18 protein-coding genes and 2 tRNA genes are annotated in these 18,822 nt (G+C 70.7%); 11 read left to right on the forward strand and 9 right to left on the reverse strand.

Annotation, left to right across the window (positions count from 1 at the left end; translation table 11 throughout):
* The first annotated feature begins 69 nt into the window (after window positions 1-69).
* Window positions 70-663 carry a biotin transporter BioY gene (locus tag K7I03_RS21845; RefSeq protein ID WP_185944954.1) on the forward strand — a complete coding sequence of 198 codons (594 nt, stop codon included), beginning with the start codon at window positions 70-72 and terminating at the stop codon, window positions 661-663.
* A 70-nt stretch (window positions 664-733) separates the two neighbouring features.
* On the opposite strand, the gene K7I03_RS21850 is transcribed toward K7I03_RS21845, so the two are convergent.
* Together K7I03_RS21850 and K7I03_RS21855 are read right to left on the reverse strand one after the other, a co-directional pair.
* Window positions 734-1,360: a Uma2 family endonuclease gene (locus K7I03_RS21850; RefSeq protein ID WP_185944955.1), complete on the reverse strand. Its 627-nt coding sequence runs from the start codon at window positions 1,358-1,360 to the stop codon at window positions 734-736.
* Between the two features lie 207 nt (window positions 1,361-1,567).
* Window positions 1,568-3,001, reverse strand: coding sequence for an amino acid permease (locus K7I03_RS21855; protein WP_185944956.1), 1,434 nt, complete (start codon window positions 2,999-3,001; stop codon window positions 1,568-1,570).
* A 156-nt stretch (window positions 3,002-3,157) separates the two neighbouring features.
* Between K7I03_RS21855 and K7I03_RS21860 the strand changes: the two genes are divergently transcribed.
* From K7I03_RS21860 to K7I03_RS21875, 4 genes are all read left to right on the forward strand, one after another.
* Window positions 3,158-3,646, forward strand: coding sequence for a ribose-5-phosphate isomerase (locus K7I03_RS21860; RefSeq protein WP_185944957.1), 489 nt, complete (start codon window positions 3,158-3,160; stop codon window positions 3,644-3,646).
* Window positions 3,647-3,828: 182 nt separating this feature from the next.
* Window positions 3,829-4,638: an Fpg/Nei family DNA glycosylase gene (locus K7I03_RS21865; protein ID WP_185944958.1), complete on the forward strand. Its 810-nt coding sequence runs from the start codon at window positions 3,829-3,831 to the stop codon at window positions 4,636-4,638.
* Window positions 4,639-4,837: 199 nt separating this feature from the next.
* The gene (locus tag K7I03_RS21870) at window positions 4,838-5,983 is read left to right on the forward strand and encodes a PP2C family protein-serine/threonine phosphatase (protein WP_185944959.1); all 1,146 of its coding nucleotides are present in this window, start codon (window positions 4,838-4,840) and stop codon (window positions 5,981-5,983) included.
* Window positions 5,984-6,352: 369 nt separating this feature from the next.
* Window positions 6,353-7,180 carry a hypothetical protein gene (locus tag K7I03_RS21875; RefSeq protein WP_185944960.1) on the forward strand — a complete coding sequence of 276 codons (828 nt, stop codon included), beginning with the start codon at window positions 6,353-6,355 and terminating at the stop codon, window positions 7,178-7,180.
* On the opposite strand, the gene K7I03_RS21880 is transcribed toward K7I03_RS21875, so the two are convergent.
* Window positions 7,098-8,300: an acyltransferase family protein gene (locus K7I03_RS21880; RefSeq protein WP_185944961.1), complete on the reverse strand. Its 1,203-nt coding sequence runs from the start codon at window positions 8,298-8,300 to the stop codon at window positions 7,098-7,100. The genes K7I03_RS21875 and K7I03_RS21880 overlap by 83 nt on opposite strands.
* Before the next feature lie 257 nt (window positions 8,301-8,557).
* On the opposite strand from K7I03_RS21880, the gene K7I03_RS21885 reads away from it, so the two are divergent.
* On the forward strand, window positions 8,558-8,752 hold the full coding sequence (locus K7I03_RS21885; protein ID WP_185944962.1) for a hypothetical protein: 195 nt from the start codon (window positions 8,558-8,560) through the stop codon (window positions 8,750-8,752).
* Between the two features lie 84 nt (window positions 8,753-8,836).
* Here the strand turns inward: K7I03_RS21885 and K7I03_RS21890 are convergent.
* Window positions 8,837-8,907 (reverse strand) — tRNA-Gly (locus K7I03_RS21890).
* 255 nt (window positions 8,908-9,162) lie between these two features.
* Between K7I03_RS21890 and K7I03_RS21895 the strand changes: the two genes are divergently transcribed.
* The 5 genes from K7I03_RS21895 (at window position 9,163) to clpX (ending at window position 14,044) form a co-directional block, all read left to right on the forward strand.
* A tRNA-Pro gene (locus K7I03_RS21895) sits at window positions 9,163-9,239 on the forward strand.
* Between the two features lie 142 nt (window positions 9,240-9,381).
* Window positions 9,382-10,743 carry a trigger factor gene (gene tig / locus K7I03_RS21900; RefSeq protein WP_185944963.1) on the forward strand — a complete coding sequence of 454 codons (1,362 nt, stop codon included), beginning with the start codon at window positions 9,382-9,384 and terminating at the stop codon, window positions 10,741-10,743.
* A gap of 445 nt (window positions 10,744-11,188) precedes the next feature.
* Complete coding sequence (locus K7I03_RS21905) at window positions 11,189-11,794, forward strand: ATP-dependent Clp protease proteolytic subunit (protein ID WP_051072744.1); 606 nt, start codon at window positions 11,189-11,191, stop codon at window positions 11,792-11,794.
* Window positions 11,795-11,867: 73 nt separating this feature from the next.
* Complete coding sequence (locus K7I03_RS21910; RefSeq protein ID WP_004953018.1) at window positions 11,868-12,557, forward strand: ATP-dependent Clp protease proteolytic subunit; 690 nt, start codon at window positions 11,868-11,870, stop codon at window positions 12,555-12,557.
* 194 nt (window positions 12,558-12,751) lie between these two features.
* Window positions 12,752-14,044: an ATP-dependent Clp protease ATP-binding subunit ClpX gene (clpX, locus tag K7I03_RS21915; protein ID WP_185944964.1), complete on the forward strand. Its 1,293-nt coding sequence runs from the start codon at window positions 12,752-12,754 to the stop codon at window positions 14,042-14,044.
* 85 nt (window positions 14,045-14,129) lie between these two features.
* Here the strand turns inward: clpX and K7I03_RS21920 are convergent, their stop codons facing one another.
* From K7I03_RS21920 to K7I03_RS21940, 5 genes are all read right to left on the reverse strand, one after another.
* Window positions 14,130-14,975, reverse strand: a complete 846-nt coding sequence (locus tag K7I03_RS21920) for an ATP-grasp domain-containing protein (RefSeq protein WP_185944965.1) — start codon at window positions 14,973-14,975, stop codon at window positions 14,130-14,132.
* A gap of 74 nt (window positions 14,976-15,049) precedes the next feature.
* Window positions 15,050-15,787, reverse strand: coding sequence for a hypothetical protein (locus K7I03_RS21925; RefSeq protein WP_185944966.1), 738 nt, complete (start codon window positions 15,785-15,787; stop codon window positions 15,050-15,052).
* Window positions 15,784-16,746 carry a hypothetical protein gene (locus K7I03_RS21930; protein WP_185944967.1) on the reverse strand — a complete coding sequence of 321 codons (963 nt, stop codon included), beginning with the start codon at window positions 16,744-16,746 and terminating at the stop codon, window positions 15,784-15,786. Before K7I03_RS21930 ends, K7I03_RS21925 begins: the two co-directional genes overlap by 4 nt.
* Window positions 16,747-16,783: 37 nt before the next feature.
* Window positions 16,784-17,761 (reverse strand): hypothetical protein, encoded by a 978-nt coding sequence (locus tag K7I03_RS21935; protein WP_185944968.1) that lies wholly within the window; start codon window positions 17,759-17,761, stop codon window positions 16,784-16,786.
* A 238-nt stretch (window positions 17,762-17,999) separates the two neighbouring features.
* A complete protein-coding gene (locus K7I03_RS21940; protein ID WP_185944969.1) occupies window positions 18,000-18,761 on the reverse strand; it encodes a hypothetical protein in 762 nt (253 codons plus the stop codon).
* Window positions 18,762-18,822 lie beyond the last annotated feature (61 nt).

Genomic DNA, 18,822 nt, shown 5'->3' on the forward strand with positions numbered 1-18,822 from the left:
GTCCTCGGTTCTCATACGAGTCCCGAGCCGCTTGATCCCGTATCCGACCCTTCCTCCAGCGGAGTACCGATGGCCAGCGCCGCAGTTTCAGTCCCCCGGACCGGTACGGTCCTCGCCGATCTCCTGCCCGCGTCCTCCTCCCGGGCCCGGGACGTCGCCCTCGTCGTCGGCGGCGCCGCCCTCACCGGCCTCGCCGCCCAGCTCACCGTGCCGGTCCCGGGCTCGCCCGTCCCGGTCTCCGGCCAGACCTTCGCGGCCCTCCTCGTCGGTACGTCCCTCGGCGCCCGCCGCGGCTTCCTCTCGCTGGCCCTCTACGCGCTCGCCGGCATCGCCGGCATGCCCTGGTTCGCCGAGGGCAAGTCCGGCGCCGCCTTCCCCTCGTTCGGCTACGTCCTCGGCATGCTGCTGGCCGCCACCGTCGTCGGCGCCCTCGCCCGCCGCGGCGCCGACCGCTCCGTCCTGCGCACCGCGGGCACCATGGCCCTCGGCACCGCGATCATCTACGCCGTCGGCGTCCCGTACCTGGCCCTCGCCCTCCACATGCCGCTCGGCGACGCGGTGGCGGCGGGCCTGACCCCGTTCCTCATCGGCGACGCGCTCAAGGCGGCGCTGGCGATGGGGGCGCTGCCCACGGCCTGGAAGCTGCTGGGCCGGCGGGGCTGAGGTTCCGCTTTCCGTACGGGCGCGGGCCCGCACCCCTCTCGCAGGGGGTGCGGGCCCGCGCCCGTACGCGTCAGCGCGTGCAGCGCGGCAGGCGCTCTGTCGGCAGGTCGCCGCCCAGATGCTCGGGGAGGGGGACGGGCTCGCCGTAGCGCCCCTGGGTGAGGGCGCGGTATCCCTCGGCCGAGGGACGGGCGTGCAGCTCCCACTCCCGCTCCACCGGCCGCAGACAGAGCACCAAGGGCACCTTGGCCTCGGCGTACCAGGCGATCCTGTCCGCGACTCCGACCCTCGGGTCGCGGGGTGAGGACGCCACCTCGATGGCCAGCTCCACCTCTTCACCGGACAGCAGCCACTCGTCGGAATCCATTACCGACAGGTCGCAGACCACCATGAGGGGCGTGACGAAGTCGTCGAGGTCGCCGGCGAGGCCGATCGACGCGTTCTGGAAGGACCCCACCCCGTCGGAGCGGCACCGGTTCAGGGCCTCGTGCAGCTCGCTCATGAGCTGGGCATCCGCCCGGGAACGAGGCGTCGTGGCCAGCACGTTGCCGCGGACGACCTCCACTCGGAGGCCGGTCTTCTCCCGGATGAACGCCGCGACGTCCCTCAGCTTCCCGGGCACGCCCGGGACCTGCGGCCGGTGCCGGCCGGAGCTCTGCCGGGGGCGGTCGTCCCGGACGTGCTCGCCGACGGCCATCTGTGCGCCCTTTCCCGTACGGATCCGGGCCACACGGTAGGACGGCGTCCGCCCCTTCCGGCCGGGAAGTCCGTGACCGGACCCGGCGTGACCGCTCTCGGACGCCGGATGCCACGAACCGACCGTCGGGTGAACGGGAACGGCGGTGGGCCCGCACCCTCCCAAGGGTGGGGCCCACCGCCGTTCGACGCCGAGGTCCGCCGGAGGCTACTTCACCGCCCGCCGGCGCCGGTCCAGGACCAGGCCGATGGCCAGGACCACCACGGCCACCAGGACGGACAGGGCGACCTGCTCGCGGTTGTCGCCGCCGTCGTAGACCATGTAGCCGAGCACGAAGAGGATCATGCCGATCGTGGCCCACGTCAGGTACGGGAACAGCCACATCCGCACGACCAGCTTCTCCGGCATCTCGCGCAGGATGATGCCGCGCATCTTCAGCTGCGTGAAGCAGATGACCAGCCACACGAACAGGGCCACCGCGCCCGACGAGTTGAGCAGGAACTTGAAGACCGTGTCGGGCCACATGTAGTTGAAGAAGACCGAGAGGAAGCCGAAGACGACCGATCCCAGGATCGCCGCCTGCGGTACGCCCCGGCCGTTGACGCGGGCGAACGCCTTCGGCGCGTCGCCGCGCTGGCCGAGCGAGAAGGCCATGCGGGAGGCGGTGTAGAGGCCCGAGTTGAGGCAGGAGAGGACGGCGGTCAGGACGATGACGTTCATGACCTGGCCGGCGTGCGGGATGCCGATCGAGTTCAGCGCCGCGACGTAACTGCCGTCCTTGGCGATCGCCTTGGAGTTCCAGGGCAGCAGCGTGACGACGACGAAGATCGAGCCGAGGTAGAAGACGGCGATCCGCCAGATGACGCTGTTGGTCGCCTGCCGGACGGCCTTCTGCGGGTTCTCGGACTCGCCGGCGGCGAGGGTGACGATCTCGCTGCCCATGAAGGAGAAGACGACCATCAGCACGCCGGTGAGGATCGCGCCGGGACCGTGCGGCAGGAAACCGCCCGCGTCGGTGAGATGGGCCAGGCCCGCACCGTCGTTCTTCGAACCGGGCAGCACACCGAAGACCGCGAGCCCGCCGATGATCACGAACGCTGCGATGGCGACGACCTTGATGCCCGCGAACCAGAACTCGAACTCGCCGTACGAGCTGACCGAGGCCAGGTTGGTGGCGGTGAGCACGACCATGACGATCAGCGCCCAGGCCCACTTGGGCACGCTGGGCACCCAGCTGTTGAGGATCGCGGCACCCGCCGTGGCCTCGACCGCCAGCACGACGACCCAGAAGAACCAGTAGAGCCAGCCGATGGTGAAACCGGCCCAGCGGCCGAGGCCGCGGTCCGCGTAGGCGGAGAACGAGCCGGAGGTCGGATTCGCGGCGGCCATTTCGCCGAGCATCCGCATGACGAGGACGACCATCGCGCCCACGAGGGCGTACGAGATCAGAATGCCGGGGCCGGCGGCGGCGATACCGGACCCGGAACCCACGAAGAGTCCGGCGCCGATGACCCCACCAATGGCGATCATGGAAAGGTGGCGGTTCTTGAGGCCGGCCTTGAGGCCGTCCCCCGTCGCCGGCGCGGCGTCCGCGGGATCGCCGGGTGACGCCTTCGTCATGGTCGGCGGTATCGCGCTCATGGGCAGTTTCCTTTGGTTCTCGGGTTGCGAGCCCCCGCATTAGAACTTTTCGAAGGTGTATTTCGGAAGACCCGAATCCGTATCGTTGTGTTCACCCCGTGTACCGATCAAGGCCACTGGCGCGGCCACGCGCCGGGACGTGCCACACTCGGACGCATGCGCGTGTACCTCGGCTCCGACCATGCCGGTTACGAACTCAAGACCCACCTCGTCGAGTGGCTCACGGCCCACGGCCACGAGCCCGTCGACTGCGGCCCCCACCTCTACGACGCCCAGGACGACTACCCGCCGTTCTGCCTGCGGGCCGCCGAGCGGACCGCCGCGGACGAGGGCAGCCTCGGCATCGTGATCGGCGGCTCCGGCAACGGCGAGCAGATCGCCGCGAACAAGGTCAAGGGCGTCCGCGCCGCACTGGCCTGGAGCGAGCAGACGGCCGCGCTGGGCCGGGAGCACAACAACGCGAACGTGATCGCGGTGGGCGCCCGGATGCACTCCGAGGAGGAGGCGACGAAGTTCGTCGAGGTGTTCCTCGCCACGCCGTACTCGGGTGAGGAGCGTCACACCCGCCGCATCGAGATGCTCAGCCGCTACGAGACGACGGGCGAGCTGCCCGCCATCCCGGCGCACCACCCGCAGCAGGACTGACCAAGCAGGACGGAGCGCGGCCCCGCACGTTACGGGGTCCTCTGGACGTCCTCGGGCCCGCCGCAGCCGTGCGGCGGGCCCCTCGCGGTTCCACCGGCCATCCGTACCGCCCGTACCGGTTCACGCCGGTCGTACCGCTCACACCGCCCGTACCGCTCACACCGTCCGGGAGGACGCACGCCATGCCCGAGGGGCACACGATCCACCGCCTGGCGGCGGACCACCGCGCCCTGTTCGCCGGCCGCCCGGTCCGGGCGACGAGCCCGCAGGGCAAGTTCTCAGACGGCGCCGCGCTCGTCGACGGCCGGGTGCTGGAGGAGGCGGAGGCGCACGGCAAGCACCTCTTCCTCGGCTTCGGGCCCACCGGCTGGATCCACGTCCACCTCGGCCTCTTCGGCAAGTACACGCTCGGCACCGCCCCCACGCCCCCGCCCACGGACACCGTCCGGCTGCGGCTCGCCGGCCCCGACGCGTACGCCGACCTGCGCGGCCCGACCGCCTGCGCCCTGCTGACGGACGGCGAGAAGCAGGCGATACACGACCGGCTGGGGCCCGACCCGCTCCGGGAGGACGAGGACCCCGAGCCGGCCTGGCGGCGGATATCGCGCAGCAGGACGAGCGTCGCCGCCCTGCTGATGGACCAGAAGGTGGTCGCCGGGGTGGGCAACGTCTACCGGGCGGAGGTCCTCTTCCGTCATGGAATCGACCCCTACCGGACGGGCCGCGATCTCACCCGATCGGAATGGGACGCCATCTGGCACGACCTGGTGGCGCTGATGCGCGAGGGCGTGCGCCACAACAGAATCGACACCGTACGGCCCGACCACACCCCCGAGGCCATGGGCCGGCCGCCACGGGTGGACGACCACGGCGGCGAGGTCTACGTCTACCGGCGCGCCGGACAGCCGTGCCACGTCTGCGGGGAAGAGGTCCGTACGGCCGGGCTCGCCGCCCGCAACCTCTTCTGGTGTCCGGGCTGCCAGCGGAGCTGAATCAAGGGGGGAGTGCGGCCGGGCCGGTGCGCTCCGGTCGTACGACCGGATTCCCCGCTGTACAGCCATGCGAGGAGCCGTATAACCGCTCAGGTGAGCGTCTTTCGCATAGGGTTGCACCCCAGGTGCCCCGCGGGCAGCCGTGTCGGCGCGGCGTGAATCGACGCGCCGCCGAATGGGTGGATAAGGTCCCGAAGCAATGACTGGCGGTGCGGAGACCCCGACGGCCCGGATGCGCAAAGCACTGCACCGGGCCCGTACGAGCGTGCGCAAGGCCGGGGTCGACTACTTCCGCGGCGACGGTTCCGACTGGGTCGCCCTCAGCACCCTCCTCTTCTCCGTCCCCGCCCTCGCCATCGGCACCATCGCCCAGCCCGAATGGTGCGCCCCCGCCGCTCTGGTGCTGCCCATCGTCGCCGGCGGACTGCTGCTCCGCCCCGCCAGCCTCCTCGGCCTCTACGCGGCGGCCGCGACCGCCCTCATCGTCGAGTCGGCGGTCCTCGACCCCGCCGCGTACGGCGCCGACCGCGTCACCCCCGGCACCATCCTCGTCGTCGCCGCCGTCGGCTTCCTCGGCCTGCTCATCGCCCAGTTCCGCAGCCGCGTCGGCGTCCCCTGGCGGCGCGGCGGAACGATGCTCTTCGACCTCCGCGAACGCATCCGCGTCCAGAGCAAACTGCCCGGACTGCCCCGCGGCTGGCACCGCGAGATGGCCCTGCGGCCCGCCGGCGGACAGTCGTTCTCCGGCGACTTCGTCGTCGCCGCGCGCACCAACGGCGGCCGGACGCTCGAAGTCGTCCTCACGGACGTCTCCGGCAAGGGCATGGACGCCGCCTCCCGCGCGCTGCTGCTCTCCGGCGCCTTCGGCGGACTGCTCGGCTCGCTGCCCCCGCACGCCTTCCTCCCCGCCGCCAACGGCTACCTCCTCCGGCAGGACTGGGACGAGGGCTTCGCCACCTCCGTCCACCTCGTCCTCGACCTGGACAGCGGCGACTACGAACTCTTCTCCGCCGGGCACGTGCCCGCGCTCCAGCTCAGCGCCGGGACCGGCCGCTGGGAGGAGAAGGCCGCGGAGGGGCCGCTGCTCGGCGTCTACGACGGCGCCGAGTTCGACTCCGTCAAGGGGCGGCTGCGCCCCGGCGACGTCCTGATGCTGTTCACCGACGGCCTGGTGGAGACCGCCGAACGCGAGCTGACCGAGGGCATGGACCGGCTGACCGGCGAGGCCGACCGGTACGTCACCACCGGATTCGCGGGCGCCGCCTGGCACTTGATCGAGGCCGTGGCCAAGGACGTCAACGACGACCGGGCGCTGCTGCTGATCTGCCGCGACCGGCGCGACTGAGCGCCGCGACCGCCCCGGGCGGGCCGAATTCCGGGCGCGCTTCTCGCATACGGCTGCCGCTCGACCGTTTTTCCGGCCGCGCGAATTCCCCGCGTTTCGTTCCTCGTCGGTTTCTCCGGGCGCGGCGCCACGGGCCATGCGGCATTGCGCCGGCCCGGCGTTGCGGTTTCCGCGCGCGCGTTGATAGACATGTCCGTCCGCCGCGCACGGCGGCGGATGTGCGCGCCGCCGTGGGGCCGCCGGTATGCGCCGCCGCGTCACGTCGCGCCGCCGCGGTGGTGGCGCTCAGCTCACCACGGGCACCACGGGCACCACGCTCATCGCGCTCATCGCGCTCATCGTGTTCTCGATGTTCCACGGGGGATTCTCATGACCACGCCTCAGCCGCCTCAACAGCCGCAGGCGCCCTACGGGTACCCGCAGCAGCCGCAGGGTGCCGCACCTCCGCCGCAACCGCAGAGCAACCCGTACGCCCAGCAGCAGCCCGGCCCCCACCAGACCCCGCCCGCCGCGCCGCAGGGGAACCCGTACGGGGCCGCGCCGCAAGGCAGTCCGTACGGAGCCGCGCCGCAGGCCGGCCCGTATGGGACCGCCGCTCCGCAGGGACACCCTTACGGGACCGCCGCCCCGCAAGGGAACCCGTACGGGAACGCGGGCCCCTACGCGGCCCCGCCGCAACCGGGCTCCGGCCCGTACGCCGCTCCGCCGCATCAGCCCGGCCCCGGCCCGTACTCGGCCGCCCCGCAGCAGCCCGGTCCCGCTCCCTACGGCACCGCGCCGCAGCAGCAGCCGTATCCGATGCCGGGCGCGCACGGCAGCTGTCAGATATGCGGCGGGTTCCCGGCCGCTCAGATGACCATCCGCCGCCACCAGGGCCTCGTCTTCATGATGCGGTTCTTCTCGCAGAAGGGCCTGTTCTGCCGGACCTGCGGCACCGCGCTGCTCCGCGAGATGACCGCGAAGACCTGCTGGCAGTGGTGGAGCCCGTTCTCCCTGATCATCTTCACGCCGCTGACCCTGCTCTGGAACCTGAGCGTGCACGCGAAGCTCAAGAAGCTGGCGCCCCCGGTCCCCGGCAACCATGGACCGCAGCCCGACCCGGGGGCGCCGCTGTTCAGCCGCCCTGGAGCGATCGGCCTGATCGTGCCGGTGGGATGGTGGGTGGCGCTGGCGGCGCAGGTCGTGCTGCATCTGTAGCGGCGCCCGGGGCCGTGGCGGTGGCCGCCACGATGGCGGGCCGGGGCGGCACGCGGAAGGCCCAGTCCATCCGCGGTTCGATCACCGGACGGAACATCCGTCGCACCGGAGACGTGCACAACACGGTGACCAGGGCGACGGCGAGGACCGACACCAGGACCTCGCCCGCCGGCCGCCGGATCCAGTCGTACAGGTCGTACCACTCCCACCAGCGCGACAGCTTGATCACAAAGCCGTGCAGCAGGAAGCCGTACATCGTCCCGGTCCCGAGCGCCGTGAACCAGGTCCGCCGGCGCGGCACCCAGGCCAGGAAGCCCACGGTCAGCGCGGCGGCGCACAGGAACAGCGCGAAGGTCATCACGGGCGCCGTCCAGGCGGGTTCACGCAGGTCCCGGATGGTGGAGTTGTGGTAGAACCAGCCGGTGTCCAGCCGCGGGGCCAGCAGGTACGCCGTGGCCACCGCGCAGGCGAACAGCGGCACCGCCGCGATCCGCACCCAGCGCCGCCGCACCAGCTCGAAATGGGCGGGCTTCAGCTGCAGGCCGATCACGAAGAACGGCAGGAACTGCATCACCCGCATCACGTCGAACTCGCTCCCCACCTCCGGGGACAGCATCGCCGTGATGGCGACGGCGAAGGAGAGCGGAACGGGCCAGCGCACCGCCCGCCACACCGGCGTCGTCAGCCGCCAGAGGAAGAGCGCGGCCAGGAACCAGTTGAGGTACCAGGGCTCCAGCAGGGTGAACGGCTCCGGGTCGGTGCCGTCCTCGGCCAGGTGCTGGAACTCCACGAAGGCGAGCTGGAAGATCAGGTACGGCACCAGGACGCTGGTGATCAGACGCTTGACCTTGGCCGGGCTCAGGTCGAAGCCCCGCGAGAAGTAGCCGGAGATCAGGATGAACGCCGGCATGTGGAAGGCGTAGACGGTGAGGTAGAGCGCCGTCGCGGCCCGGCTGCTGTGGGTGAGCGGTTCCCAGGCGTGGCCGAGCACGACGAGCACGATGGCCAGGTACTTCGCGTTGTCGAAGAACGGGTCGCGCGGTACGGCGGCGGGACCGGCCTGGGGCGGGCCGGGAGCGGGGGCCGCGGTACGCGCCGGGGACGTGGCGGTACGGGACATTCGACGCACACTAGCGGGGTCCGGCAAAGCGGGGGCAATGATTCCGGTTGGCGTCCGAGGGCATCCCGAGGGGCGCTTTCCCCGGTGTCCGGCCACCGCGGCCGGAAATCGACCCCTGACGGAGCCGGTCAAATCGTCGATGAATCGTCACATCACCTCCACGGAGCGCGAGTTGATGGCACGATGGTGCGGTGGAGCCCGACGAGGTGGAGCTCCGGGGGCCGGGCCAGGTTCTTCGACCGAGGGTGTGATCAGTTGTGGCCATATCGGTGTCTGCGGTGCTGCTCTTGGCGATCATCCTGGTGATGATGATCCGCGGCGGGAAGATCAAAGCCGGGGCGGCCACCGTCGCGGCCCTCTTCGGCTTCTTCCTGGCGTCGTCGGGCATGGCCCCGTCGATCCACCGGTTCCTCAACTCGCTCGCCCAGACGATCAGCAACATCAAGCTCTGACCCGCCGCCCTCCGGAGCGGATTCTCCGCAGGGCGGCGCGGCGCACGAGAAACGCCCCCGGCCGGTGGCCGGGGGCGTCGTGCGAGCGGGCGACGGGAATCGAACCCGCGTAGCCAGTTTGGAAGACTGGGGCTCTACCATTGAGCTACGCCCGCGCGTGCCGCTTCCACCCCACGGGGGGTGCGGCACTGACGTGCATCGTAGCGGGTCCGGGCCCCTCGCCGCACACCCCGGTGCCAGGCCCGCCTCCAGGGGCCCGCGGAGGTACGCCCGAGCCACCTCCACCCCGTTTGCCCCACAGGCAACCCCCGTGGTCACCGCCATGGTCATGGCCGGGCATCCGCGTGGTCACGGCGCGGTCAAAGGTCGGCCGCCGCTCCCGCGGGCATGTACCCTACGTGTCGCACCGACGGGGTGTGGCGCAGCTTGGTAGCGCGTCCGCTTTGGGAGCGGAAGGTCGTCGGTTCGAATCCGGCCACCCCGACCAGCAAGATCGCCTTGTGGGGCTCATCCAGCGTGCGGTTACTATGCAGGTTGCGCGTCTGTGTCTCTACTACCGGGCGCGATCGGCTGAGGCTCAGCAGAACCTCGGCAGAAAAACCCGAAGTCAGCCCCAAGGAGACCGAACCGTGAAGAGCGCCGTGGAGACCCTGAACCCGACCCGGGTTCGGCTCACTGTCGAGGTGCCCTTCGAGGAGCTCAAGCCCAGCCTCGACGCGGCGTACAAGAAGATCAACCAGCAGGTCTCGGTGCCTGGCTTCCGGAAGGGCAAGATCCCGGCCCGGGTCATCGACCAGCGTTTCGGCCGCGGTGCGGTGCTGGAGGAGGCCGTCAACGACGCCCTCCCGAAGTTCTACACCGAGGCCGTCAACGAGGGTGAGCTGAACCCGCTGGGTCAGCCCGAGGTGGACATCACGGAGCTGAAGGACGGCGAGCTGCTGACCTTCACCGCCGAGGTCGACATCCGTCCCGCCCTAGAGATCCCGGACTACTCCGGCATCGAGGTCACCGTCGACGCCGTCGAGGTCACCGACGAGGACGTGGAGAAGTCGGTCGAGCAGCTCCGCGAGCGCTTCGCCACCACCTCCCCGGTCGAGCGCGCCGCCGCCGAGGGCGACATCGTCACCCTCGACCTGGAGGCCAAGGTCGACGGCGAGGTGCTGGAGGACGGCGTCGCCAAGGGCGTCGACTACACCATCGGCTCCGGCCAGCTGCTCGACGGCATCGACGAGGCCGTCACCGGCCTGGAGGCCGGCGGCACCGCCACCTTCACCTCCGAGCTCAAGGGCGGCAGCGCCGAGGGCAAGGAGGCCGAGGTCAAGGTCGACGTCACCGCGGTGAAGTCCCGCGAACTGCCCGCCCTGGACGACGAGTTCGCCCAGCTCGCGAGCGAGTTCGACACGCTGGAGGAGCTCAAGGCCGACAGCCGTGAGCGTCTCGCCCGGATGAAGAAGTTCGACCAGGCCACCCAGGCCCAGGAGAAGGTGCTCGAGGAGCTCCTGAAGCTGGTCGAGGTCCCGATGCCGGAGAAGCTGCTCGAGGACGAGATCAACACCCGGAAGCACAACCTGGAGCACCACCAGCTGGGCCAGATGGGTCTCACCCTGGAGAAGTACCTGGAGATCCAGGGCAAGACCGCCGAGGAGTTCGACGCCGAGCTCAAGGAGCAGGCCGAGAAGGGCATCCGCACCCAGTTCGTCCTCGACGAGATCGTCAACAAGGAGAAGCTGTCGGTCGGCCAGGACGAGCTCACCGAGCACCTGATGCGCCGTGCCCAGTCCTCCGGCATGAGCCCCGACCAGTTCGCCCAGGCCGTCGTCGAGCAGGGCCAGGTCCCGATGCTCGTCGGTGAGGTCGCCCGCGGCAAGGCCCTCGCGACCGTCGTCGAGGCCGCCACGGTCAAGGACTCCAACGGCGAGGTCGTCGACCTGGAGGACGGCGAGGACGAGGCCGAGGCCACCGAGGGCGCCGAGGCGAAGAACGAGGGCTGAGCCCCCGAACGCCCACCGGCCGCGCTCCGCGACCGCCGTGCCCCCGGGCGCGGCGGTCGCGGGGACGGCCTCCGGGACGGGCCCGGACACGACCCCGCCGCCGCCCGGCGGGGGCCGTGTCCGGGCCCGTCCCGGCTCCGGCCGCCGGACCGCGTGCGCGCGGGGGCGCGCCCGGCACCCCGGGCGCCGCGGGCGGCGGCCCACAGAGGGCGTACCGGCCGGCCCCCCACAGGGCCGTACCGCCCGGAACATGCGCTCAGAGCGAACAGTTCCTCATGCGGGATGGCGCCCGCCGACCAGCGCGTTAGGGTCCGTAGATACGAGGGCAGGGGAGACTTCGAGCGCGCCGGACCGTACCGGCCCGGAGGCCCCCCGGCCCCGAGAGAAGACGCGGAGACGGCCCGTTGCCGTCAGAGACGAGCAGGTGGATCACGTGACGAATCTGATGCCTTCCGCCGCCGGCGGTCCTTCCATCGGTGGTGGCCTCGGCGACCAGGTCTACAGCCGACTGCTCGACGAGCGGATCATCTTCCTGGGCCAGCAGGTCGACGACGACATCGCCAACAAGATCACGGCTCAGCTGCTGCTCCTTGCCGCCGACCCCGACAAGGACATCTACCTCTACATCAACAGCCCCGGCGGCTCGGTGACGGCCGGCATGGCGGTCTACGACACCATGCAGTACATCCCGAACGACGTGGTGACCATCGGCATGGGCCTCGCGGCCTCGATGGGCCAGTTCCTGCTGACCGGTGGCACCCCGGGCAAGCGCTTCGCGCTGCCCAACACCGACATCCTGATGCACCAGGGCTCCGCGGGTCTCGGCGGTACCGCCTCGGACATCAAGATCCAGGCCGAGCAGCTGCTCCGCACCAAGAAGCGCATGGCGGAGATCACCGCCCACCACACCGGTCAGACCGTCGAAACGATCATCCGTGACGGCGACCGCGACCGCTGGTTCAGCGCGGAGGAGGCGAAGGCGTACGGGATCATCGACGAGATCATCACGCACGCCTCCGGCGTTCCGGGCGGCGGCGGCACCGGGGCCTGAGCCCCGGAGCCCGGGGGTCGGCCCCCGGGAGTACCGCCCGACCGTCGAATCCCAGCCAACGACCGCCATCAGGATGGTGAACACCCGCATGAACAACTTCCCCGGCAGCGGCCTCTACACGGGCCCGCAGGCGCAGTTCTCCGGCCTGCCCGCCGAGAGTCGTTACGTCGTCCCCCGCTTCGTCGAGCGCACCTCGCAGGGCGTCCGCGAGTACGACCCGTACGCGAAGCTCTTCGAGGAGCGCGTGATCTTCCTCGGCGTGCAGATCGACGACGCCTCCGCCAACGACGTGATGGCGCAGCTGCTGTGCCTGGAGTCGATGGACCCCGACCGGGACATCTCGATCTACATCAACTCGCCCGGCGGCTCGTTCACCGCGCTGACCGCCATCTACGACACGATGCAGTTCGTGAAGCCGGACATCCAGACGGTCTGCATGGGCCAGGCGGCCTCCGCCGCGGCGATCCTGCTGGCCGCCGGCACCCCGGGCAAGCGCATGGCGCTGCCCAACGCCCGTGTCCTGATCCACCAGCCGTCCAGCCAGACGGGCCGTGAGCAGCTCTCCGACCTGGAGATCGCGGCGAACGAGATCATGCGCATGCGGACGCAGCTGGAGGAGATGCTGGCCAAGCACTCCACCACGCCGATCGAGAAGATCCGCGACGACATCGAGCGCGACAAGATCCTCACGGCCGAGGACGCGCTGGCGTACGGTCTCGTGGACCAGATCGTCTCGACGCGCAAGTCGTCCGTCGCGGTCTGACGTTCATGACGTGACGGTCCGGGAACCGGCCGGGGGCGCGCTCCCGGACCTCCCGGACACCGTGCCGCCGGTACCCCCCCTTGGCCGAGTAGGTGCGAGGGGGGCCCGCACGGGGGGCCCGGCAAGGTACCGTCGATAGGCAAGCACTCGGGTTCGCAGAGCAAGGCGGATCCCAGGCGAAGGGGAAGCACCTCGTGGCACGCATCGGTGACGGCGGCGACCTGCTCAAGTGCTCGTTCTGCGGGAAGAGCCAGAAGCAGGTGAAGAAGCTCATCGCGGGTCCTGGTGTGTACATCTGCGACGAGTGCATCGACCTCTGCAACGAGATCATCGAGGAAGAGCTCGCGGAGACCTCCGAGGTGCGCTGGGAGGAACTGCCCAAGCCCCGGGAGATCTACGAGTTCCTCGAGGGGTACGTCGTCGGCCAGGAGGCCGCCAAGAAGGCCCTCTCGGTGGCCGTCTACAACCACTACAAGCGCGTCCAGGCCGGCGAGGCCGGCGGGCGCGACCGTGACGACGCCATCGAGCTGTCCAAGTCAAACATCCTGCTGCTCGGCCCCACCGGGTCCGGCAAGACGCTGCTGGCGCAGACGCTCGCCCGCATGCTGAACGTCCCGTTCGCCATCGCGGACGCCACGGCGCTGACCGAGGCGGGCTACGTGGGCGAGGACGTCGAGAACATCCTGCTGAAGCTGATCCAGGCCGCCGACTACGACGTCAAGAAGGCCGAGACCGGCATCATCTACATCGACGAGATCGACAAGGTCGCCCGAAAGAGCGAAAATCCGTCGATCACTCGAGACGTCTCCGGCGAGGGTGTGCAGCAGGCCCTGCTGAAGATCCTGGAGGGCACCACGGCGTCCGTGCCCCCGCAGGGCGGCCGGAAGCACCCGCACCAGGAGTTCATCCAGATCGACACGACGAACGTGCTGTTCATCGTGGGCGGCGCGTTCTCCGGCCTGGAGAAGATCATCGAGTCGCGGGCGGGTGCCAAGGGCATCGGCTTCGGCGCGACGATCCGCTCCAAGCGCGAGATCGAGGCGAGCGACCAGTTCCAGGAGGTCATGCCGGAGGACCTGGTCAAGTTCGGCATGATCCCGGAGTTCATCGGCCGGCTGCCGGTGATCACCAGCGTCCACAACCTGGACCGCGCGGCCCTGCTGAAAATCCTCGTCGAGCCGCGCAACGCCCTGGTCAAGCAGTACCAGCGCCTCTTCGAACTCGACGGCGTGGAGCTGGACTTCGACCGCCCGGCGCTGGAGGCCATCGCCGACCAGGCGATCCTGCGCGGCACCGGCGCCCGGGGGCTGCGGGCCATCATGGAGGAGGTCCTCCAGTCGGTGATGTACGAGGTGCCGTCCCGCAAGGACGTCGCCCGGGTCGTCATCACGGCGGACGTCGTGCAGTCCAACGTCAACCCCACCCTGGTGCCGCGCACTCGGGGCAACGAGCCGGGCTCGGGGGAGCGGCACGAGAAGAGCGCGTAGCGCCCACGGGTTCTGCGCGGGCGCCCGGCCGCCGGTTCCTCGAACCGGCGGCCGGGCGCCTTGTCGTGCGTGCTCCGCTGTGTCGTCAGAGAGCAGCCCTGCGCAGGGAGGCGGCCAGGGCGTCGACGAACGCGTCGCGGGTGGCGGCCGGCACCAAGTCCAGGGAGAGGTACGGGTTGAGGTCCTCCAGCTCGACGAGGAGCAGCCCGCCCTCCGGCGTACGGCAGGCGTCGACGCGCTGGATGCCGTGGTCGGTGCCATTCCACTCGACGAAGCGGTGGGCGAACGCGAGGTCGGCCTCGGTGGCCTCGTAGGGCTCCAGGTCCCAGCGGCGGGCCGGGTCGGGGGCGTACAGGGCGTACTGGAAGGCGTCGTCGACGAAGTAGAACGACACCTCGTACGCGAAGCGGATCCGCGGCTGGACGAGCACCTCGCCGTCCGCGAGGCCGTCCGCGAGCCGCTCGCGGGACAGGAACTCCAGGCCGATCGAGTCCGCGCCCTGCTTGGGCTTGACCACGTACTCGTCGACGACCGGGAGGCGGTCGAGGTCCCCGAGCCGGTCGACGGTCGGTATGACGGGGTAGCCGGCGACGGTGAGGTCGAGCAGGTACCGCTTGCCCGCCATGTCGCCCTTGCCGGTGAGCCTGTTGTGCACGCGGGTGCCCCGGCGGGCGGCCTCGGCGCGGAAGTGGTCGTACGCGGCCTGGTAGTTGAGCACGGGGCCGCTGTTGCGGATGACGACGAGGTCGAAGCCGTCCATCAGCGCGACGGCGTCCAGCGGGTGGCAGAGCGCGATGTCGAACCACGCGCGGAGCCGGGAGGTGAGGAAGATGTCCTCGTCGCAGTACCGGCGCCCCTTGGCCTCGTAGGCGAGGTCGGTGACGTAGAGGACGCGGGGGCGGGGGGACGCCTCTGGGGGCACTGCGGACATGACGAGCTCCTGACGGTGGTGCGAGTTCCGTCAACGTACCTGGTCAGGGGCGTGGCCTGCCTTCGATATCCGGCTCAGGTGCCTGCCTCGGTCCGGACCTCCTTCCGGAGGCGGGCGGTGTCCTCGGCGGCCTTGTCCAGAGAGACCGGCCGGCTGCCGGCCGTCGTGGGATCCAGGGTGAACATGAAGCCGATCGTGCTGTGATCGGCCCACATGCAGAAGGGCAGTTCCGTCTCGACGGGCTTGCCGAGCAGTCCGCCGTTGCGCTTGATCCGTACCTTCTGGCACTTCATCACCGCGTCGTCGAGCGCCTTCGGGTGGAAATCCTGCGGGGACCCGACGAAGGTGCCGTCGACCCCGCCCATGGGTTCCCGGGCGAACTTCCGGAACAGGCGGTCGAGGGTTCCGCTCGGGTCGCCGATGCGGCCCCAGGCGCCGTGGTAGACGAGACGCCGCTGCTCCGGACCGTTGCCGTCGGCGTAGAAGGCGGTGATCTCCCGGGAATCCTCGATTCCCAGCGCCCGGTTCTCCTCGCGGTTGTCGTCGCCGGCGACTTCGTCCGGCTGGTCCTCCGCCTTCCGGTACGTGTCGAGCACGGTCTCCGGGGCGGTGAGCCGGTAGTGCCGGGTGTCGCCTTCCTCGCCGCCGAAGTAGAGGAAGCCGCCGACGGCCGCGCCGGCCAGCACCAGGGCGCCGGCGGCCAGAGCCAGGGTCTTGCCCTTGCCCCGTCCGCCCTGCGGCGGCAGGGGCGGGGGTGGGGGCGGAGGGGAGGCCATGCCGGGCTGCGGGCCGTAGGGGCTCGGCTGCGTCATGCGCCCGCCTCGACGCGGACCTCGTTGCGGAACTTCACGGCCTGCTCGGCCGCCTGCTGGAGCGTCGCGCTGCCGCCGCCCATGGCGGACGCCACGTCGACGTGCATGACGATGGCGGTGGTGCTGTGATCGGCCCAGGCACACAGCGGGGCCTTGAAGTTGGCGGGCGCCCCGCCGGAGGAGTCGCCGGTGCCGGCGGTCTTCACGTACTGGCACTTCATCACGGCGTTCCCGAGCCCCTGCGGGGTGACCTGCTCCGGGCTGCCCACGAGCTCGCCCTTGTCGCCCTTGGAGTCCCTCTTGAGGGACTCGCCCATCAGGTCGAAGAGCCGGTCGAGGGTCCTGTCCGGGTTCTTGATCTTCCCGTAGACGCCGTTGAAGAAGAGGTACTTCTGGGAGAAGCCTTCACCGGACTCGTAGCCGGCGCCCGTGTTCTCCGCGTCGACGACGCCCAACGCCTCGGCTTTCTCCTTGCCGTTGGGCCCGAAGCCCTTGGTGGTCTCGCTGGGGTCCTTCTTATAGTCCCCGAGCACCGTGGCGGGAGCCGTCAGCGTGTACCGCTTCCCGTCGTCGGGCACGGAACCGCCGCCACCACTCTTGCTGAAGAGCACCAGGCCGCCGGTGAGCGCGCCCACGACGGCCAGCACGCCGACGGTGATCGCGATCGCCTTGCCCTTGCCGGAGCGCTGCGGGGATATGGGCGGCGGGTACGGGCCGTACGGGCCGGGCGGCATCCCGGGCTGCTGCCCGTACGGGCCGTAGGAGCCGGCCTGCGGCGGCTGCCCATAGGGGCTCACCGGGGGCTGCTGCGGGGGCTGCCCGTACGGGTTCGGCTGCTGGTAAGGCGGTGGTCCCGGAGGGTAGCCGTAGCCCGGCTGCCCGCCCGGCGCACCGGCACCCTGCCCATAGGGGTTGGGCGGGGGCTGCTGCCCGTACGGGTTGGGCTGGTCTGAGCTCATGTCTTTCCCTTCGGGACCGATCGCCTTACGGCGCTTGCTACTTGTCCTTGCGGACCTCGTTGCGGATCTTGGCGGTGGCCTCGGCCAGTTCCTTGGCGGGCATCACCGTGCCGGTGGCGTTGGACGTCGCGTACGGCGAACTGCTCGTCGCGATGCTGTGCTGCACGACGCCCACGGCGCTGGAGTCGCCCCAGATGCACGTGCTCACGTTGTTCTCACTGGTGATCGTGCTCATGGTCACGGTCGCCTTCTGCTGCCGGCACTTCATGACCTTGCCGTCGAAACCGCTCGGGCTGAACTCGCTCCACGGCGTAATCGTTTCCACCTTCGCCGTCCGGCCGAGGGGAGTCTGCTCGTTCTTCTTCTGCTTCTCTTCCACGTCCGCGACCATGGCGTCGACCGTCCGCCCGGGGTCGCCGAGGCTGCCGTAGACGCTGACGACGGAGAGCTTCTGCTTCTCCGGGTTTTCGTAGAGCGCCCGGACTCCCTTGCCGTTCTCGATGCCGTGCTTCTTGGTCTCGGCGTCGTTGGCGAGGTCCTCGGACTTCTCGGTGCCCGTCGTCGTGTTCTTGGTGAACTTGCCGTCCAGCAGCTTCTCCGGCAGGACGATCGTGTACGGCTTCACGTCGTCGCCTCCGCCGCCCTTGCCCAGGAGCATGTAACCGCCGCCCGCGAGGGCGCCGATCACCAGGACGATGCCGAGGACGATGGCGATCGTCTTGCCCTTGCCGCCACCCTGCGGGGGGATCGGCGGCGGGTACGGGCCGGGCATGCCGGGCTGCTGGCCGTAGGGGGCCTGGGGCGGCTGGCCGTAGGGGCCCGGCTGGGGCGGGGGCGCGCCGTAGGGCCCGGGCTGCGCCGGCGGGGGCGCGCCGTACGGGCCGGCCTGGGGCGGCGGGGGGTAGCCGTATCCGGGCTGGCCGGGGGCGCCGCCCTGGCCGTAGAGGTTGGGGCCCTGCGGGGGGTGCGGCTGCTGTGGGGGCTGGCCGTAGGGGCCCGGCTGGTTGAAGCTCATGGTGTGTGGGTGTCTCTCTCGACGTGTGTGGGGGGAAGGGGGCGGCGTTCCGCGTCATCCTTTCCGATGCCTTATCCCGGCTTTACCTCGGGTCGGCAACGGTTTCGGCACAGCCGGGAGCGGCGGCCGGGGGTGTGGGGCCGGCCGCGGCACACGAGCATGGGCGCCCGGATCCGGGCAACCGGATGCGACTCATCGCGTTCTCCCCCCGTCGCGACCGCTCCCCGCGGTCACCGCTTCACTTCTCGCTGCGCGCTTCGTCCCGCACTTTAACCGTCGCCTCGGACAGCTCCTCGGCCGACATCACCTCGCCGGTGGCGCCCGGGGTGTCCCGGCCGTTGGGCGGCAGGCCGTCGAAGGCCATCACCATGTGCTGGACGCCGCCCATGGCGCTGTGGTCGGCCCAGAAGCACTGGCTGATCCCCAGCCTGACGGAGACGGCGCCCGTTCCGCTCGCGCTTTTCGAGGTCGTGCACTTCATGATCACGCCGTCGGCGCCCGAGGGGTGGAACTCGGTCCACGGGGTGACCGTGCGGGGCGTGCCGCCGACCGCTCCGGACGGGTGCTTCGCGGCGCCCTCGTCCGCCATGGCCACCAGCGCGTCCAGCGTCTTGCGCGGGTCGGCGATGTCGCCGTTCACCCCGTAGACGTTCAGCTTCTGCTTTTTGTCGTTGACGTAGCCGCCCGTGAAGCCCTTGCCGTGGGCGATGCCCAGTTTCTTGGCCTGCGCGTCGTCGGTCAGGTCCTCGGTCCCGTCGGCGTCGCCGGGCCGGGCGGCCTCCTTCTTGTACGCGCCGTCGAGGAGGCGGTCGGGCAGGGCGACGGTGTACGGCTTCGCGCCGTCGTCGCCGTCGCCGTCCCGGAACCAGAGGACGCCGCCTACGGCCGCCCCCGCGATCAGGAGGGCGGCGGCGCCGGCCAGGCGGGTTGTCCGGCGCTTTCCGCCGCGGCGCGGGGGCTGCTGGGGCGGGGGAGGAGGGGCCGGGAGGGGCGTGATCATCGTGCGTGCCGTTCTTCGGTGGTTTTCGCGGGACCGAGAGGTCTCCTGTGCCGCGTGGGAC

Source organism: Streptomyces mobaraensis (genome assembly GCF_020099395.1).
In the GTDB taxonomy this organism is placed as follows: Bacteria; Actinomycetota; Actinomycetes; order Streptomycetales; family Streptomycetaceae; genus Streptomyces.

What these genes read in the sequence shown, in the direction of transcription:
- K7I03_RS21940 (WP_185944969.1), bottom strand. Translation starts at nt 18,761, where the DNA reads ATGATCACGCCCCTCCCGGCCCCTCCTCCCCCGCCCCAGCAGCCCCCG.
- K7I03_RS21910 (WP_004953018.1), top strand. Translation starts at nt 11,868, where the DNA reads ATGGTGAACACCCGCATGAACAACTTCCCCGGCAGCGGCCTCTACACG.
- K7I03_RS21925 (WP_185944966.1), bottom strand. Translation starts at nt 15,787, where the DNA reads ATGACGCAGCCGAGCCCCTACGGCCCGCAGCCCGGCATGGCCTCCCCT.
- K7I03_RS21850 (WP_185944955.1), bottom strand. Translation starts at nt 1,360, where the DNA reads ATGGCCGTCGGCGAGCACGTCCGGGACGACCGCCCCCGGCAGAGCTCC.
- K7I03_RS21920 (WP_185944965.1), bottom strand. Translation starts at nt 14,975, where the DNA reads ATGTCCGCAGTGCCCCCAGAGGCGTCCCCCCGCCCCCGCGTCCTCTAC.
- K7I03_RS21870 (WP_185944959.1), top strand. Translation starts at nt 4,838, where the DNA reads ATGACTGGCGGTGCGGAGACCCCGACGGCCCGGATGCGCAAAGCACTG.
- K7I03_RS21935 (WP_185944968.1), bottom strand. Translation starts at nt 17,761, where the DNA reads ATGAGCTTCAACCAGCCGGGCCCCTACGGCCAGCCCCCACAGCAGCCG.
- K7I03_RS21905 (WP_051072744.1), top strand. Translation starts at nt 11,189, where the DNA reads ATGCCTTCCGCCGCCGGCGGTCCTTCCATCGGTGGTGGCCTCGGCGAC.
- K7I03_RS21875 (WP_185944960.1), top strand. Translation starts at nt 6,353, where the DNA reads ATGACCACGCCTCAGCCGCCTCAACAGCCGCAGGCGCCCTACGGGTAC.
- K7I03_RS21930 (WP_185944967.1), bottom strand. Translation starts at nt 16,746, where the DNA reads ATGAGCTCAGACCAGCCCAACCCGTACGGGCAGCAGCCCCCGCCCAAC.
- K7I03_RS21855 (WP_185944956.1), bottom strand. Translation starts at nt 3,001, where the DNA reads ATGAGCGCGATACCGCCGACCATGACGAAGGCGTCACCCGGCGATCCC.
- K7I03_RS21860 (WP_185944957.1), top strand. Translation starts at nt 3,158, where the DNA reads ATGCGCGTGTACCTCGGCTCCGACCATGCCGGTTACGAACTCAAGACC.
- K7I03_RS21880 (WP_185944961.1), bottom strand. Translation starts at nt 8,300, where the DNA reads ATGTCCCGTACCGCCACGTCCCCGGCGCGTACCGCGGCCCCCGCTCCC.
- K7I03_RS21845 (WP_185944954.1), top strand. Translation starts at nt 70, where the DNA reads ATGGCCAGCGCCGCAGTTTCAGTCCCCCGGACCGGTACGGTCCTCGCC.
- K7I03_RS21865 (WP_185944958.1), top strand. Translation starts at nt 3,829, where the DNA reads ATGCCCGAGGGGCACACGATCCACCGCCTGGCGGCGGACCACCGCGCC.